Origin of the sequence: Rhizobium leguminosarum bv. viciae, assembly GCF_012276115.1 — a bacterium.
Taxonomy (GTDB): Bacteria; Pseudomonadota; Alphaproteobacteria; order Rhizobiales; family Rhizobiaceae; genus Rhizobium; species Rhizobium leguminosarum_T.
In genome coordinates, this window is the sequence record NZ_WIEU01000006.1 from 21848 (window position 1) to 39280 (window position 17433).

Below are 17433 nucleotides of genomic sequence, written 5' to 3' on the forward strand. Positions count from 1 at the left end.
CCATGTCCGTTCTTCATAAGACCATGGCGACGGGCCTGATCGCGCTGACCTTTGCCGGCGCCTCGCTCGCCACCGCCACCACCGCCGATGCCCGTCCACGCGATGCCTTCTGGGGCGGCCTTGCCGCCGGCGTCGTCGGCGGCGCCCTACTCTCTGAGGCGGCCCGTCCTGCTTATCCTGTCTACCCTGCCTATCCCTATTATCGCCCCTATCCGGTCTACCGGACCTATTACCGGCCATCCTACTGCCATCTCGAATGGCGACACGACGATTGGGGCGACCCCTACCGGGTCAAAGTCTGCACGGAATAGAAGAAACCGTATCCGGCGCCGCTTGACCTCCCGGCGGCGCCGGTCCAGCACAACGGCGAGCTTCGACATCAGTGCCGATGGCGCAATGCCGGCGACATCACTCAATCTGATGAAACGCTTTTGCTCCACAATGCCGGAGCAACAATTCCGCACTAAATCCTCGATAGGCAATCTGTTCGCCGCTCTGTCAAATATCGCAAAAGGCAGCTAGTAATCCGCCCATAGCGTTCACGCGTCTTGCTTTCGCTATCGGTCGCATTTCAAGCATTCAGCCAGACATTAAGCATGCTGAGGGACAGAGACGGAATGGCCACGAACACCCCGGCTGCCGGTTGGGCGGCAGACGTCGTCGCTTTCCTATCCCGAAACCTCCCTCGCACCGATGAGGAAGAGGGTTGGAACCATATGTTCCTGACAGCCTATCAGATCGGTTGCGTAACGCTGGTGGCACTTGGTCAGGCTGATGAAACCAGCGGAGGTGCGATCCCGCGTAAGAATGCCCGACTACCTGACGAACTGCCGCGTTGGGACGACCTGTGCGTCTCGGTGCTTCGACTGGCGGCACAGCAGAGGTTGCTATCTTGTCGCCTGCCTGACGGCAGTGTGCCTCTAGCGACGGGTGACTGGGTCATTTACCGGATAGGCGCACCTTCTCCACCTCCGCCGAACATCGCTGCTGCTAACGGTCTTGGTCCCGCGTTCGCAACATCCGAAGTCTTGTCGGTCCTTCGGGCATTGGGGTTACTGGCCGAAGGCCGTTGGACCGAGATTGCTGAAACCGTATTCTGGCGAGATTGGCCAGAGGAATGGGAAATGGATTTCACCTCCGATCCCCGTTTCTCTGATGCGGTTGAGCAAGCTCTCGCTACGATACCAGCTGATATCCGCACCCAAATGGACAAACTTGTCACCATCACCGGCGCGGATGTCACGGCCGCAGTCAAGCGAAGTGCATCAGCTGTAGAGGAGTCGCGCGCTAAATATGGGCCGAACGCCTCTATAGGCCCACCCGACACGCCCGAACAGGCAAGAAGAGGCTTGGAGTTCCTACGCCAGATCGAGCTTGACTGGCTGTTCTTCCGCCGCTGGCGTCTTGCTGACAGTTGGCTCACACCAAAGGAAGCGAGCAAAGCGCTGGAAATCTTCCACGACGATCTCGCTATAGCCATGCGGCGCGCCGTCGCTAAACGGCTCTATCCGAACTTGACGTTCGCGGCCGCCAGATAAGCGGGAGACCAGCATGCCGGAACCGCTCAAAAACCTGCTGCATCGCACATTGGTCGGCGATATGGCCGATCGCATTGCCGGCAACGCGCCGACGTTCGATAAAAACCGCTTCGTGATGCTGGCGACCGACGGCCTCGGAGCGCTGGAGCTGATGGAGCGCTCGGCCTTGATCCGCGACGCGCTGTTTGCCACGCTTCCCGGTGATTTCCGGGAGGCTGCAGCTATTCTGAAGGCGAGCCTGCCCGCCGCCGGCAGGTCGGGGCTCTCCGGCTGGATGCTGCTGCCGGTCAATCAGTTCATCGCCGCATGCGGCCTTGATCACTTTGATCTCGGTCTCGATCTCCTGAAGGCGCTGACGCCGCATTTCACCGCCGAATTCGGCATCCGCCCCTTTATCCACCGCGACCAACAGCGCGCGCTGGCGATCATTTCCGGCTGGGTCGACGATCCCGACCAGCATGTGCGCCGGCTGGCGAGCGAGGGAACGCGGCCGCGCCTGCCCTGGGCGATGCGCCTGCCGCAGCTCGTCAAGGATCCGGCGCCGATCCTGCCCATCCTGATCGCGCTGATGGATGATCCGGAGGATTATGTGCGCCGATCCGTGGCCAACAGCCTGAACGACGTCGCCAAGGACCACCCGGATCTGGTCGCCGCCTTCATCGCCGGCCATATCGACGGCGCTTCATCCGAACGCCGCTGGCTGCTGAAACATGCCTCGCGCACGCTTCTGAAGAAAGGCCACGCGCAGGCGCTCGCCAATTTCGGCTTCGCCGCGGCCGCTTCGCTCGAATGCGAACTGCGGATCCAGAATGCAGAGGTGATGTTCGGCGCAGGGCTGGATTTCGCAATCCGGGTGACGAATGCCGGCGAGATCACGCAATCGCTGATGATCGACTACGCCATTCATCACGTGAAGGGCGATGGCTCACTTTCGCCCAAGGTCTTCAAATGCAAGACGATAATGCTTGCTCCCGGGCAAAGCCACGCGATTGAGCGCCGCCACGCCATGCGGCCGATCACTACGCGGCGCTATTATCCCGGCAAACACCGCATCGCCATCCTCGTCAACGGCGCAGAGGCCGCATCACAAAGCTTCGTCCTCGTCATGCCCTCACTTGACCCAGCTTGAGGCTTTCTTGTGCACCGCACTTGACTTTCAGCGCGAACTAGCCCAAATGCGGGTCAGCTTTCACCCTTCCGGCCGCCGCGTGAGCGTGCCCCTGCTGAAAAATACAGACGCAGGAAGAAGGGACAAAAGCGCATTTCGATAGAGTGCCGCACTCCCCATGAGCGGCCAGAAGCGCTGGAAAGCTTTTTCCAACTCACAAGTTCCCACTTCACGCGGGGTTCTTGACGCCAGAATGAAACCGGATCGCATGGTGCGTTCCGGCGATAGTCGTTGTGGCGCCCCGAAAGGTTTTGCCTTGACTAATTTTGAATCGCTTGGTGTCTCCAAGCCGATCGTCGCTACTTTGTTCCAGCTCGGCATCGAAACGCCGACGCCGATCCAGGAACATTCCATTCCTCTCCTCCTCGAAGGCCGCGACCTGATCGGCCTTGCCCAGACCGGCACCGGCAAGACGGCCGCTTTCGGCCTGCCGCTGATCGAAAAGCTGCTTGCCGACGAACGGCGCCCCGACAACCGCACGACGCGGACGCTGATCCTTGCACCGACCCGCGAACTGGTGAACCAGATCGCCGAGAGCCTGAAGAAGTTCATCCGCAAGTCGCCGCTGCGCATCAATGTCGTCGTCGGCGGCGTCTCGATCAACAAGCAGCAGCTTCAGCTCGAAAAGGGCACCGACATCCTCGTCGCCACGCCGGGCCGCCTGCTCGACCTCGTCAATCGCCGCGCGATCACGCTGACTGCGGTTCGTTATCTCGTGCTCGACGAAGCCGACCAGATGCTCGACCTCGGCTTCGTGCATGATTTGCGCAAGATCGCCAAGATGGTGCCGAAAAAGCGCCAGACCATGCTGTTCTCGGCCACCATGCCGAAGGCGATCGCCGATCTTGCCGGCGAATATCTCGTCGATCCCGTCAAGGTCGAAGTCACGCCTCCAGGTAAGGCTGCCGACAAGGTCGAGCAGTACGTCCATTTCGTCGCCGGCAAGAACGACAAGACGGAGCTGCTCCGCAAGTCGCTGACCGAAAACCCCGATGGCCGCGCCATCGTCTTCCTGCGAACCAAGCACGGTGCCGAGAAGCTGATGAAGCATCTCGAAAACATCGGCTATTCCGTCGCCTCGATCCACGGCAACAAGAGCCAGGGCCAGCGCGAGCGGGCACTGAAGGCTTTCCGCGACGGCAGCATCAAGACGCTGATTGCCACCGACGTCGCCGCCCGCGGCATCGATATCCCGGCCGTCAGCCACGTCTACAACTACGACCTGCCTGAGGTGCCCGACGCCTATGTCCACCGCATCGGCCGCACGGCGCGCGCCGGCCGCGACGGCATCGCCATCGCCTTCTGCGCCCCCGACGAAGCCAAGCTGCTGCGTGATATAGAGCGCCTGATGGGCATCGACATCACTGTCGCAAGCGGCGAAGCGCCGGCAAACATCAGCGGCGGACCCCGTCGCGCCAACGGCAATGGCAACAACCGCAATCGCAATGGCGGCCAGGGTCGCGAAGGCCAGGGTCGTGGCGAAGGGCGGGGCGACCAGAACCGTTCGGAGCATCGCGGCAGCCGTCAGGAACGCCGCCCGCGTCGCGAAGGTGAAGGCAACGAAGTCCGCGCCGGCGGCGAGGAGCGTCGTCCACGTCCGGAGCGCTCGACCAGCCGCAACGAGGACTTCCGCGGTCAGCGCCGCGGTGAAGCGACCCCGGATCTCGGCCCCGACAACGATCTGGCCTCGACCTCCGATTTCCGCGCCTCTGCAAAGCCGCAGCGTCCGGCGCATCACGGCGCCCATGCCAACGGAGAGCCGAGCGGTCATCACCGCGGCAACAGCCGCCATGCCCACGGCCGCCCGGCCCGCAAGCATGGCGAGGACCGCGGCCCGCAGCAGGCTCAGGCAGGCGAACCGCGCCGCGACGGCAACGGTGGCAACCGCCGCGGTGGCTCCGGCTCCCGCAACGGTGGCGGCCAGCGCCGCGAACGCGCCTGACAATTGAACGACTGAAAAGCGGAAAGGCCGGGGATCGAACTGACCTCCGGCCTTTTTGTTATCTACGCTTCCGCAGGCCTAGGCTCGCTGGACGTCCTACGGTTGGTGAGATAGACGCCTGTCACGACCACCACGGTGCCGACGATCAACGGCAGGGTCAACGGTTCCCCGAAGGCTATGAAGGCTTCGAGAGCAACCGCCGGCGGCATCAGATAGATCAGCGAGGCGGCGCGTGACACCTGCCCCCGGCGGATCAGATAGAGCAGCAGTCCGACGCCGCCCATCGACAAGCCGAAGACCGACCAGGCCAGCGCGCCATAGGCCTGCGCGGCGGCGTCGAAATGCTGATGCTCGAAGACCAGCGAAAGCGGCAGCGTGAGGATCAGCGCGCCGACATATTGCAGGGTCGCGATGGTTCTGAGGTCGCCGGATTGCAGGTGTTTCTTCTGATAGAGCGTGCCGTAGGTGACGGACGCCATGGCGACAAGGTTGATCGCCAGCGGCAGGGCGGCATGCGTGAGATCGGCGGTCGCCGGATCGAGCAGCTTCGGCGAAATGGCGATGGCAATGCCGACGAAGCCAAGGGCAAGGCCGAGCTTCTGTGCCGGCTGCAGCCGCTCGCCGATGAGGAAGGGAGCTGCCATCGCCGTCAACAGCGGCTGCAGCGCTGCGATGATGCCCGATATGCCGGCCGGCACGCCATTGGCGATCGCCCACCAGAGACCGGCGAGATAGAAACCATGCAGGAAGAAGCCGGAATAGACGGCGCGCAGCGCCGTCGCCCGGCTGTTCGGCCATTGCGCCCGCACCACCAGGCAGAGTGCCAGGAATGCCGCCGCCGACAGCGCGTAACGTATCGAAAGAAAGGTGAAGGGCTCGGAATGCAGCGAGGCGTATTTCGCCACCACCCAGCCCGTGGACCAGAGCAGGACGAAAACGGCGGGGGCAAGGCGATCGAAGGACATGGAGCGGCTCGGGAGAGAAGGGTCGCCGTGCTGATAGCCCCACGCGGCAACTGCCGTCAAAGGCGAAGCATTGATGTTTATTTGAAATTTCGCTGATGGCAGAGACCCAGTGGCGGTCGCGCCAGCCGGCATTTGCCACGGAGGGCGGGCCGGGAGCCTTAGGCGCGTGACTATATTCGACCGTCTTGACCGAACGAAAAGCGATCACATGCTCAGATTTTGCGCAAGCCTAGGGGTCACCCATCCGTCATGCCGCACTGCATCACTTATAAATGCCCAGATTTTCACCCGTTTTCCGCAGCGCAAAATCTTTTCCTCGAACTGCGCATGGTTCTTGCATTGCAATTTGCGTTGTATTCAAATGAACAAAAAAGGGGAGCCGAGCTTTTGGCATTTGATGAAATGATTACCGGGGACGAAAGTCCTCGCGCGCCTTATGAAAAATACTTCGAGTGGTACAACAGCCAAGACCGGGCGCATCTGATTGCCAAGTCCCGCGATGCGGAAAACATCTTCCGGAAGACCGGCATCACCTTCGCGGTCTACGGCCATGCCGACAGTTCCGAAAAACTCATCCCCTTCGACATCATTCCCCGCATCATCTCCGCCCGCGAATGGCGCAGGCTCGCCCAAGGCATCGAGCAGCGGGTGATCGCGCTGAACGCCTTTCTCGACGATATCTACCACAAGCAGGAGATTATCCGCGCCGGCCGCATCCCGCGCGAGCTGATCGAAAACAACGTCACCTTCATCCCCGAAATGATCGGCTTCCGGCCGCCCGGCGGCGTCTACACCCACATCGTCGGCACCGACATCGTGCGCACCGGAGAGGACCAGTTTTACGTGCTGGAGGATAACGCCCGCACGCCCTCCGGTGTCAGCTATATGCTGGAAAACCGGGAAACCATGATGCAGATGTTCCCTGAGCTCTTCCACGAGAACAAGGTGCAGCGTGTCGAGGATTATCCCTACCTGCTGCGCCAGAGCCTCGCCTCGCTCGCCCCTCCCGGCTGCAAGGGCAAGCCGCGCGTCGCCGTGCTGACGCCGGGCATTTACAATTCCGCCTATTACGAGCATTCGTTCCTCGCCGACATGATGGGCGTCGAACTGGTTGAGGGCGCGGATCTGCGCGTCATCGACGGCAAGGTGAAGATGAGGACGACACGCGGTTACGAAGCGATCGACGTGCTCTACCGCCGCGTCGACGACGACTTCCTCGATCCCCTGACCTTCCGCTCCGATTCCGCGCTCGGCATTCCCGGCATCATGGATGTCTACCGCTCCGGCAACATCACTATCGCCAATGCTCCGGGCACCGGCATTTGCGACGACAAGGCGATCTATTCCTATATGCCGGAGATCGTCGAATTCTATACCGGCCGCAAGGCCCTGCTTGAAAACGTGCCGACCTGGCGCTGTTCGGAAGCCGCCAGCCTGAAATACGTGCTGGAGCATCTGGAAGAGCTGGTCGTCAAGGAAGTGCACGGCTCCGGCGGCTACGGCATGCTGGTCGGCCCGACCGCATCGAAGAAGGAGCGCGCCGATTTCGCCGAGAAGCTGAAGGCCAAGCCGAACAATTACATCGCCCAGCCGACGCTGTCGCTCTCCACCGTGCCGATCCTCGTCAACAAGGGCATCGCGCCGCGCCACGTCGACCTTCGCCCCTATGTGCTTGTATCCGACAAGGTACAGATCATTCCGGGCGGGCTCACCCGCGTGGCGCTGAAGCAAGGCTCGCTGGTGGTCAATTCCAGCCAGGGCGGCGGCACCAAAGACACTTGGGTATTGGAGGACTGATGCTCGGAAGAACAGCAAACGGCCTCTACTGGATGTTTCGTTACATCGAGCGTGCCGAAAATATAGCCCGCCTGATCGATGCGGGGTTGCGCATGTCGCTGACCCGCAGCAGCACTGGCGATGACAATTGGGATGGCGTGCTGCAAAGCGCGGGCGTGCGCGAGGCTTATGACGAAGGCCACAACAAGCTGACCAACGCCGACGCGATCGACTATCTCTTGCGCGATCACACCAATCCGTCGAGCGTCATGTCTTGCATCGATTCGGGCCGCAACAATGCCCGCATGGTGCGCACGGCGCTGACGCGTGAGACCTGGGAGGCCACCAACGAATGCTGGATCGACTTGAAGTCGCTGCTCGAAAGGCGCGTCAAGGCGGCCGAGATGCCAGAGGTGATCGATGTCATCAAGCGCCGCGCCGGACTCATCCGCGGCGCCTTCCATGGTTCGACACTGCGCAACGAGCTCTATAATTTTGCCCGCATCGGCACCTTCATCGAGCGGGCCGACAATACCAGCCGCATCCTCGACGTGAAATATTACGTGCTGCTGCCCTCGGTTTCGTCAGTCGGCTCCTCCCTCGACAACGTGCAGTGGGAATCGATTCTGCGCTCGGTCTCGGCGCACCGCGCCTATAGCTGGGCCTATGACGGCGAATACCGGGCGATGAACATCGCCGATTTCCTGACGCTGAATGTCCAGATGCCGCGCTCGCTTGCCTATTGCTACGAGAAGATTGTCAGCAATCTCGGCTATCTCGCCCAGAATTACGAGGAGCGGCTCCCTGCCCACGATACCGCGGATTCAATCCGCACCACGCTGCAGACGAGGGCGATCCGGGATATCATGGATCAGGGCCTGCACGAGTTCCTGGAGGATTTCGTCTCGCGCAACAACAAGCTCGGCGCGGAAATTTCCGACGGCTACCGGTTCTATGCATAAGCGGATAACAATATGAGATTGAAGATCAGCCACCTCACCGAATACCGCTACGACGGACCGACGCAGTTCTCGCTGCAAAGGCTGCGGCTGACGCCGCCGACCAGCCCCGCACAGAAAGTGCTCGGCTGGGCCCTGAACGTCGAGGGTGCCACGCCGGAAGTAGAATATGACGACCAGTACGGCAATCACGTCAACCTCGTCTCGCTGGAAGGCGAGCAGGAGGTGACGCGCATCCTGGCCGAAGGCGAAGTCGAGACCGAGGACAATAACGGCGTCACCGGCCCGCATACCGGTTTCTGCCCGCTTTGGCTCTTTCTACGCGACACGCCGCTGACCAAGGGCGGCAAGCTGGTAAAGGAACTCATCAAGGGCGTCAGCGGTGACAATGAGCTTGCCCGCATGCATGCGCTGATGGCGGCGATCCACGAGACGGTCGATTATAAGCCCGGCACCAGCAACACCGAGACGACGGCCGAACAGGCGCTGGAGAGGAAGAGCGGCGTCTGCCAGGATCATGCGCACATCTTCATCGCCGCTGCCCGCGCCCTGCAGGTGCCGGCGCGTTACATCTCCGGTTATTTGATGATGGAAGAAAAGATCGAACAGGCTGCGACCCATGCATGGGCCGAGGCCCATATTCCCGGCCTCGGCTGGGTCGGCTTCGATCCCGCCAATGAGATCTGCCCGGATGCGCGCTACATCAGAGTCGCCTCCGGTCTCTGCTATCGCGATGCCGCGCCGATTTCAGGCATGCGCATCGGCACGCCGGGCGAAACGCTCTCGGTCACCGTGAAGGTCGAGGACGGCGGACAGATGCAAAGCCAGAGTCAGAGCTGAGCGGAGCATAAAGACAGCTTTACCGCGCCCTGCGGTGGGGCCGATAGAATAGCTGCCGAGGTCGTCGCGAACCAAAAATGTTGGACTTGAATATAGAGACCGACGGTGCCGAAATTCCGCCTGCTTCTGGCACGCGGCGCACGCCATAACTACCGTTTTTGTCACTAACTCAATTTTAAGGCCGCAGGCATAAGCTTGTCTGCGGCGACGCCTGGCGTATTTCGGCCCCACCCAAAGCCTATTCCGCCGCAAGAACCTGAAGGTGGCCGCGCGCACCGTAGCTGAGGATCGCCTGGTCGGCCGTCAGCAACGGTACGCGATGAAAGCGGGCTGTGGCGGCGATGATGCGGTCCGCGGGGTCGGCATGAAACTGGCCGGGTAGCCGGACACTGTCTATCGCGATCGAGGGCTCAATCGGTGCAAGCTGGATTCCGGGCAGAGACAGCGCGCTGTCGATCCATCGCCCCACATCGTCGCCGAGCGCTAGACGTCCCTTCTGCACAAGCATCGCGATTTCCCAAGGCGTAATCGCCGAAATCAGGATCCGGCTTTTCTCCGTCATCTCGTCGATAATGCGCCGGGCCGGTGAACCGAGTCTTGCGTCGTCCTGCATTGCCCAGACGAGGATATGCGTGTCGATGACGATCAACGAACGGCGTCCCAATCCTCGGGTTCAACTGCCGGAGACAGCGGATCGTCATAACGCAATACGCTGCCCTTCATCGCGCCGATGATACTCCTGCGTCCGCTGGGGTCAGGTGCCGGCGAAAGCACGGCAACTGGCCTGCCGCGCTTGGTGATGACGATAGATTCATCGTCCTTCCCCATCTGATCGATAAGGTTTAGGCATTTCGCCTTGAACTCCGCCGCACCGACCGTCTTGGACATGACTATATCTCCTGTACATCTATACGGAATATAGGGCCATTTCCACATTGAACAAGTGCAAAGAAAAAGGCGGGGTCGTGCCCCCGCCTTTTTCTCGTTATGGATTGAAACGCTTTAATGGCTGTCCTTGCCGACGGCGTTTCCACGACATCCCTTGAGGAAGTCGAGATCGGCGCCGGTATCTGCCCCTTCGACATGCTGCTGATGCAGGAAGGCATAGCCGGATGTGGGCAGATCATGGTTCGGCTGCCATTCGGCGAGCCGCCGCGCCAGTTCTTCCTCGGAAATGTCGAGATGCAGACGACGGTTCGGCACATCCAGCTCGATCATGTCGCCGTTTTTCACGACCGCCAGCGGCCCGCCGACAGCCGCTTCCGGCGAGGTGTGCAGGACGACGGTACCGTAGGCCGTTCCGGACATGCGGGCGTCGGAAATGCGCACCATATCGAGGATGCCCTTCTTCAGCACCTTCGGCGGCAGCCCCATATTGCCGACCTCGGCCATCCCGGGATAGCCCTTCGGCCCACAGTTCTTCATGACCATGATGCAGGTTTCGTCGATGTCGAGGTTATCGTCGTTGATCTTGGCCTTGTAGTCGTCGATGTCCTCGAAGACAACAGCCCTGCCCTTGTGCACCAGCAGATGCGGCGAAGCCGCCGAAGGCTTCAACACCGCGCCCTTCGGCGCGAGGTTGCCGCGCAGCACGACGATGCCGCCCGAAGCTGTCAGCGCCTTTTCGGCCGGCAGGATAACGTCTTCGTTCCAGTTGACGACGTCCTTGACCTCGTCCCAGACGGTTTCGCCGGATACCGTCAACGCATCCTTGTGCAGGAGGCCCGCCTCGCCGAGGCGCTTCAGCACCACCGGCAGGCCGCCGGCATAGAAGAACTCCTCCATCAGGTACTTGCCCGACGGCATCAGGTTGACGATGGTCGGGACGTCACGGCCGCAGCGATCCCAGTCGTCAAGCGAAAGATCGATGCCGACACGGCCGGCGATGGCGAGCAGGTGGATGACGGCGTTGGTCGATCCACCGATGGCCGCGTTGGTGCGGATGGCATTCTCGAAGGCCTGCTTCGTCATGATCTCGGAGGGCTTCAGGTCGTCCTTGACCATCTGCACGATACGCCGGCCGGTCAGCTGCGCCATGACCTTGCGGCGGGAATCGACGCCCGGGATCGCAGCATTGCCGGAGAGCGCCATACCGAGCGCCTCGGCCATGGAAGCCATAGTGGAGGCGGTGCCCATGGTGTTGCAGGTGCCCGACGAACGGCTCATCGAGGCTTCCGCCTCGAGGAATTCGGCCTGCGTCATCTCGCCGGCCTTCACCATTTCGGAAAACTTCCACAGATGCGTGCCCGATCCGACGCGTTCACCACGGAAATAGCCGTTCAGCATCGGTCCGCCTGTGACGACGATCGACGGCAGGTCGCAGGAAGCCGCCCCCATGATAAGCGACGGCGTGGTCTTGTCGCAGCCGACCAGCAATACGCAGCCATCCATCGGCTGCCCGCGGATCGCCTCTTCCACCGCGAGCGCGGCAAGGTTGCGGTACATCATCGCGGTCGGGCGGAAGGTGTTTTCGGATGCCGAGAACACCGGCACCTCGAGCGGGAAGCCGCCGGCCTCCCATACGCCCGCCTTCACCTTCTCGGCGAGCTCTCTGAGATGACCGTTGCACGGGGTCATATCCGACCAGGTGTTGAGGATGCCGATCACCGGCCGGCCGTCGAACAGGTCGTGCGGATAACCCTGGTTCTTAAGCCAGCCGCGGTGATAAATCACGTCGCGGCTCGTACCGCCGTACCATTCCTGCGACCTCAGCCTGCGAGGCCATTCCGCTTTCTTTTTCATCGTCTCTATCCTTCAGGATATCGCCGGACCGCCCCGTACGGCCCGGGTTATCGCACTTGTCTCAAGCCAGGGTGTAGGCGGTCTTGACGGTTGTGTAGAATTCGGCGGCGTACTTGCCCTGCTCGCGCGGGCCGTAGGACGAGCCCTTGCGGCCGCCGAACGGCACATGGAAATCGACGCCTGCCGTCGGCAGGTTGACCATCACCATGCCGGCCTCGGAATTGCGCTTGAAGTGCGTGGCATGCTTCAGGCTGGTCGTGGCGATGCCGGCCGAAAGGCCGAACGGCGTGTCGTTGGCCGTCGCCAGCGCCTCGTCGTAATCCTTCACCCGGATCAACGAGACCACAGGCCCGAAGATCTCCTCGCGCGAAATGCGCATCTGGTTGGTCGCTTCGGTAAACAGCGTCGGCTGCAGGTAGAAGCCGGGCGTGTCGCGCGAGATCAACTCGCCGCCGAAGGCGAGCTTGGCGCCTTCCGACTTGCCGATCTCGATATAGTCGGTATCGGTCTTCAGCTGCCGTTCATCGACGACGGGGCCGATATGAGTGCCGGCCTTCAGCGCGTTGTCGACGACCAGCGTCTTCAGCTTGTCGGTGAGTGCTGCGACGAACTTGTCGTGGATGCCTTCGGTGACGATCAGGCGCGAGGAGGCGGTGCAGCGCTGGCCCGTGGAGAAGAAGCCGGAATTGGCGGCAGCCTCGACGGCGACGTTGAGATCGGCATCGTCGAGCACGACCATCGGGTTCTTGCCGCCCATTTCCAGCTGGAACTTGCGGTTATGCTCGATCGAGGCGGCGGCGACACGCCTGCCGGTGCCGGTGGAACCGGTAAACGTGATGCCGTGAACGTCGGGGCTTTCGAGCATGGCCTGGCCGACGACCGAGCCTTTGCCCATGACGAGGTTCAGCACGCCCTTCGGCAGGCCGGCGCGGTTGAGAATATCGACGATCGCCCAGGAACAGCCAGGCACCAGTTCGGCCGGCTTGAAGACGATGGCGTTGCCGTAGCAGAGCGCCGGCGCGATCTTCCAGGCGGGAATGGCGATCGGGAAATTCCACGGCGTGATGATGCCGATGACGCCGAGCGCCTCGCGTGTGATCTCGACGCCGATATTCGGGCGAACCGACGGGAGAACCTCACCGGCCAGCCTCAGCGCCTCACCGGCGAAGAATTCGAAGATCTGCGAAGCGCGGATCACCTCGCCCGTCGCCTCCGGCAGCGTCTTGCCTTCTTCGCGGGCAAGCAGCGCACCGAGTTCATCCTTGCGCGCCATGATCTCGTCGCCTGTCTTCTTCAGGATGACGTGGCGCTCCCAGATGCCGGAGCGCGACCAGGCTGGGAAGGCGGCCTTGGCGGCGGCAATGGCGTTTCTCGTGTCATCAGCGCTGCCGTCGGCATAGAGGCCGACAACCTCATTCGTATCCGACGGGTTGATGTTCTTCGTCGCGTTCGAGCCGACCCATTCGCCGGCGATCAGGTTTTGATAAATGGTCATGGGCTTAACAAGCCTCCTTTACCTTCTACGAGCAAAGAGCCGGCCACCGAATGCGGCCAGGTCTTGAATTCAGAGCTGCCTGACGGCGATCTCTTCCTCGGCGGCCACCTTCAGCGGGTTGCGGAGCGCCAGGCCGAATTCGGCAACTTCGATCTCGAAGACATCGCCCTCTTCGGTCTTGACGCCGTCGGCAAAGGAAAGGGTCGCCGTGCCGAACATATGGACATGCACATCGCCCGGAGCACGGAAGAGGCCATATTTGAAATGGTGATATTCCAGATTGGCAAAGGTGTGCGACATGTTCGCCTCACCAGACAGGAACGGCTTTTCGAAGATCACCTTGTCGCCGCGCTTGATGCGCGAGGTGCCGCGAATATCCTCCGGGGCCGCGCCGACTCGGATTTCCGGGCCGAAGCTGGCCGGGCGCAGCTTCGAATGGGCGAGATAGAGATAGTTGATCCGCTCGGTGACGTGATCGGAAAATTCGTTCGACAGCGCAAAACCGATACGGAAGGGCGAGCCGTCCTTGGCGATCACGTAGATGCCGGCCATCTCCGGTTCCTCGCCGCCGTCGAGCGCGAAGGAAGGCGAGATGAGCGGGGCGCCGGGGGCTGCGGCGCCATGGCCGTTGCCCTTGTAGAACCATTCGGGCTGGACGCCCTTTTCGCCGGCCTTCGGCTTGCCGTTCTCGAGGCCCATCTTGAACATCTTCATCGAGTCCGTGAGGGTTTCCTCGGCGGCTTCAGTGGTCTTCTTGTGCATGGAATCGCGCGTTGCCGCCGAGCCCAAATGCGTCAGGCCGGTGCCGGTCAGATGCAGGTGGGCGGCGTCGGGATGGGTGATCGGCGGAAGGAAGCGGCCTTCCGCATAGGCCTTTTCAAGATCGACGGCATCGCCGTAGCCATGCGCTTCGATGACCGAGGCAAGCGACTTGCCGCCATCTGCGGCTTCCATCGCCAGTGCATAGACGCTGACGGCGTTCTTGACCGACCTTGCAGCGCCGCCCTGCTCACGCACGGCGACGATGATCTCTCCGTTTGCACCCTTGATCTGTGAAATAAGCACGTCTTCGATCCTTCTCGTTTCGGCGAAGACAGGAAAAAGCTCCGCCTGTCCGGCTCCATCAGGAGCCGGAATCCATCATTCATAGGCTGCGAATGCCTGGCTGGCGCCTTGAGGCGCTCAGCCCTTGTTCTTGTTGTAAACGTCGAAGAACACTGCGGCGAGAAGCACGAGGCCCTTCACCATCTGCTGGAAGTCGATGCCGAGCCCGACGATCGACATACCGTTATTCATGACGCCCATGATGAACGCGCCGATGACCGCACCGGTGATCTTGCCGACGCCGCCGGACGCCGAGGCGCCGCCGATGAAGCAGGCAGCAATGACGTCGAGCTCGAAACCGACGCCGGCCTTCGGCGTTGCCGAGTTCAGACGCAGCGCGATGATCATGCCGGCAAGGCCTGCAAGCACGCCCATATTGACGAAGGTGTAGAAGCTCAGCCGCTCGGTATTGATGCCTGAAAGCTTGGTCGCCTTCGAATTGCCGCCCATGGCATAGATGCGACGGCCGATCGTGGTCCGGCGGGTGATGAAGGCATAGATCGCAATCAGCACCAGCATGACGACGAGAACGTTCGGCAGGCCCTTATAGGTGGAGAGCAGATAGCCGATCCACAGGATGGCGAGCGAAACGACCATGTTCTGGACGATGAAGAAGCCCATCGGCTCGACGTCGATCCCGTGGTCTTCGTTCACCTTGCGGCGGCGCCAGGCGAGGTAGAAGAGGATGACAGGCAGGATCACGGTCAGGATCAGCGAGGTCGACTGCACGGGTGTGCCGGCAATATCGATCATGCCGCCCGGCAGGAAGCCGGTGCTGATAACCTGGAACTCCCTCGGGAACGGACCGATGTTCTTGCCGTTCAGAACCGTCAGCGTCAGGCCGCGGAAAACAAGCATACCGGCAAGCGTCACGATGAACGATGGGATGCGGTGATAGGCGATGAAATAGCCCTGCGCCGCGCCGATGATGCCGCCCACGATCAGGCAGATCAGGCCGGCAAGCCAGAAGTTCATGCCCCATGACACGGTGAAGATCGCCGCGAGCGCGCCGACGAAGGCGACGATCGAGCCCACCGACAGGTCGATATGGCCGGCGACGATGACGAGCAGCATGCCGAGCGCCATGATGACGATGAAGGAGTTCTGCAGAACAAGGTTCGTCAGGTTTACCGGCTTGAAGAGAATGCCGCCGGTATAGAACTGGAAGAACACCATGATCGCGACGAGTGCGATGAGCATGCCGTATTCACGAATATTGCCGCGGATATAATCGGCAACGGAAACGACGTTGCTGTGCTCGGTTGTCGGGTTGACCGGAGTCATTGTCTCTTCTCCCCTGAGCGCATGATAGCGCGCATGATAGTTTCCTGGCTTGCTTCTCCCTTCGGCAATTCGGCGACGATGCGTCCTTCGTTCATCACGTAGATGCGGTCACATGTGCCAAGCAGTTCGGGCATTTCCGATGAGATCATCAGAACGCCCTTTCCATCGGCGGCAAGCTGGTTGATGATAGTATAGATTTCGTACTTTGCGCCAACGTCGATGCCGCGGGTCGGCTCGTCGAGGATCAAGATATCGGGGTCGGAAAACAGCCACTTCGACAGCACGACCTTCTGCTGGTTGCCGCCCGAAAGATTGACCGTTTCCTGGAAGACGCCAGAGGAGCGGATGCGCAGCTTCGACCGGTAATCGGTCGCGACCCTCATCTCCTTGATGTCGTCGATGACGCTATTGCTCGAAATCCCATTGAGGTTGGCAAGCGTCGTATTGTGCAGGATGCTGTCGCTGAGCACGAGACCGAGTTGCTTGCGGTCCTCGGTGACATAGGCAAGACCGGCGTCGATCGCCTTGCGCACAGTGCTGACATCGACAGCCTTGCCATTGACGAAGACCTCGCCGCTGACTTTGTGGCCATAGGATTTGCCGAAAACGCTCATGGCGAATTCGGTGCGGCCAGCCCCCATGAGACCGGCAATGCCGACAACCTCGCCCTTGCGGACGTTGACGTTGATGTCGTGCAGCACCTGGCGGTCGCGGTGCTGCTGGTGATAGGCGTTCCAGTTCTTCACTTGGAAGATCGTCTCGCCGATCGGCACGGAACGCGGCGGATAACGGTCGGCCAGATCTCGGCCCACCATGTTCTTGATGATGATGTCTTCGCTGATCTCGTCCGTGTGACAGTCGAGCGTCTTGACGGTCATGCCGTCGCGCAGGACCGTGATCTGGTCGGCAACCTTACGGATCTCGTTCAGCTTGTGGGAAATGATGATCGAAGTGATGCCCTGATTGCGGAACTCGATCAGCAGATTGAGCAGCGCGTCCGAGTCCTTCTCATTGAGCGAAGCGGTAGGCTCGTCGAGGATGAGCAGCTTCACGCTCTTTGACAGCGCCTTGGCGATCTCGACGAGCTGCTGCTTGCCGACGCCGATGTCGGTGACCAGCGTGTTCGGAGATTCGCGCAGGCCCACCTTGGTGAGCAGCTTCTTCGTGCGGTTGAAAGTCTCTTCCCAGCTGATGACGCCGTTTTTGGCATTCTCGTTGCCGAGGAAGATGTTCTCGCCGATCGACAGCAGCGGCACGAGCGCCAGCTCCTGGTGGATGATGACGATGCCGATTTCTTCGGAGTCCTTCAGGACCTTGAAGTTGCGCGTCTCGCCTTCGTAGACGATGTCGCCTTCATAGCTTCCTGTCGGATAGACGCCCGATAGTACTTTCATCAGGGTCGATTTACCGGCCCCGTTTTCGCCTACCAACGCGTGGATCTCACCCTGGCGAACCTTGAGGTTCACATTCTCCAGCGCCTTGACGCCCGGGAACGTCTTGGTGATGCTCCGCATTTCGAGGATGGTATTGTCCATAGTCAAACTTCCAGCGCCTCCGGCCGTCGAGCGGCCGGGCGATCATAAAATCGAAGACCGGAACCCGCAAGCGCGGGTTCCGGTC

General features: G+C 61.2%; 15 protein-coding genes. 7 read left to right on the forward strand and 8 right to left on the reverse strand.

Annotated features, from left to right (window positions below):
• Window positions 1–2: 2 nt before the first annotated feature.
• The 4 genes from GFM02_RS13180 to GFM02_RS13195 all read left to right on the forward strand — a co-directional run bounded on the left by GFM02_RS13180 (window position 3) and on the right by GFM02_RS13195 (window position 4648).
• Entirely contained in the window at window positions 3–311 is a 309-nt protein-coding gene (locus GFM02_RS13180) for a hypothetical protein (protein WP_017965453.1), read from the forward strand.
• A 306-nt stretch (window positions 312–617) separates the two neighbouring features.
• The gene (locus GFM02_RS13185) at window positions 618–1538 is read left to right on the forward strand and encodes a hypothetical protein (RefSeq protein ID WP_168321858.1); all 921 of its coding nucleotides are present in this window, start codon (window positions 618–620) and stop codon (window positions 1536–1538) included.
• Window positions 1539–1551: 13 nt separating this feature from the next.
• A complete protein-coding gene (locus tag GFM02_RS13190; RefSeq protein WP_168321859.1) occupies window positions 1552–2667 on the forward strand; it encodes a DNA alkylation repair protein in 1116 nt (371 codons plus the stop codon).
• Between the two features lie 247 nt (window positions 2668–2914).
• A complete protein-coding gene (locus GFM02_RS13195; RefSeq protein WP_168321987.1) occupies window positions 2915–4648 on the forward strand; it encodes a DEAD/DEAH box helicase in 1734 nt (577 codons plus the stop codon).
• A 62-nt stretch (window positions 4649–4710) separates the two neighbouring features.
• Here the strand turns inward: GFM02_RS13195 and GFM02_RS13200 are convergent, their stop codons facing one another.
• Window positions 4711–5613 (reverse strand): DMT family transporter, encoded by a 903-nt coding sequence (locus tag GFM02_RS13200; RefSeq protein ID WP_168321860.1) that lies wholly within the window; start codon window positions 5611–5613, stop codon window positions 4711–4713.
• Window positions 5614–6000: 387 nt separating this feature from the next.
• Here GFM02_RS13200 and GFM02_RS13205 point away from each other — a divergent pair, with 387 nt between their 5' ends.
• The 3 genes from GFM02_RS13205 to GFM02_RS13215 are packed head-to-tail and all read left to right on the forward strand — an operon-like array spanning window position 6001 to window position 9188.
• Window positions 6001–7410 carry a circularly permuted type 2 ATP-grasp protein gene (locus GFM02_RS13205; RefSeq protein WP_168270555.1) on the forward strand — a complete coding sequence of 470 codons (1410 nt, stop codon included), beginning with the start codon at window positions 6001–6003 and terminating at the stop codon, window positions 7408–7410.
• Window positions 7410–8351 carry an alpha-E domain-containing protein gene (locus tag GFM02_RS13210; RefSeq protein ID WP_168321861.1) on the forward strand — a complete coding sequence of 314 codons (942 nt, stop codon included), beginning with the start codon at window positions 7410–7412 and terminating at the stop codon, window positions 8349–8351. The genes GFM02_RS13205 and GFM02_RS13210 overlap by 1 nt, the downstream gene beginning before the upstream one ends.
• A gap of 12 nt (window positions 8352–8363) precedes the next feature.
• Window positions 8364–9188 carry a transglutaminase family protein gene (locus GFM02_RS13215; RefSeq protein WP_020051220.1) on the forward strand — a complete coding sequence of 275 codons (825 nt, stop codon included), beginning with the start codon at window positions 8364–8366 and terminating at the stop codon, window positions 9186–9188.
• Window positions 9189–9426: 238 nt separating this feature from the next.
• Here GFM02_RS13215 and GFM02_RS13220 read toward each other — a convergent pair whose 3' ends face one another.
• The 7 genes from GFM02_RS13220 to mmsA form a co-directional block, all read right to left on the reverse strand.
• Window positions 9427–9837 (reverse strand): type II toxin-antitoxin system VapC family toxin, encoded by a 411-nt coding sequence (locus tag GFM02_RS13220; RefSeq protein ID WP_168321862.1) that lies wholly within the window; start codon window positions 9835–9837, stop codon window positions 9427–9429.
• Window positions 9834–10076, reverse strand: a complete 243-nt coding sequence (locus tag GFM02_RS13225) for a type II toxin-antitoxin system Phd/YefM family antitoxin (RefSeq protein ID WP_027664015.1) — start codon at window positions 10074–10076, stop codon at window positions 9834–9836. Before GFM02_RS13225 ends, GFM02_RS13220 begins: the two co-directional genes overlap by 4 nt.
• A gap of 114 nt (window positions 10077–10190) precedes the next feature.
• Window positions 10191–11930, reverse strand: a complete 1740-nt coding sequence (araD, locus tag GFM02_RS13230) for an L-arabinonate dehydratase (protein WP_020051223.1) — start codon at window positions 11928–11930, stop codon at window positions 10191–10193.
• A 61-nt stretch (window positions 11931–11991) separates the two neighbouring features.
• Entirely contained in the window at window positions 11992–13425 is a 1434-nt protein-coding gene (locus GFM02_RS13235) for an aldehyde dehydrogenase family protein (RefSeq protein WP_168305328.1), read from the reverse strand.
• A 69-nt stretch (window positions 13426–13494) separates the two neighbouring features.
• A complete protein-coding gene (araD1, locus tag GFM02_RS13240) occupies window positions 13495–14490 on the reverse strand; it encodes an AraD1 family protein (RefSeq protein ID WP_011653084.1) in 996 nt (331 codons plus the stop codon).
• A 117-nt stretch (window positions 14491–14607) separates the two neighbouring features.
• Entirely contained in the window at window positions 14608–15813 is a 1206-nt protein-coding gene (gene mmsB / locus GFM02_RS13245) for a multiple monosaccharide ABC transporter permease (RefSeq protein ID WP_077979000.1), read from the reverse strand.
• Entirely contained in the window at window positions 15810–17348 is a 1539-nt protein-coding gene (gene mmsA / locus GFM02_RS13250) for a multiple monosaccharide ABC transporter ATP-binding protein (RefSeq protein ID WP_168321863.1), read from the reverse strand. Before mmsA ends, mmsB begins: the two co-directional genes overlap by 4 nt.
• Between the last annotated feature and the right edge of the window lie 85 nt (window positions 17349–17433).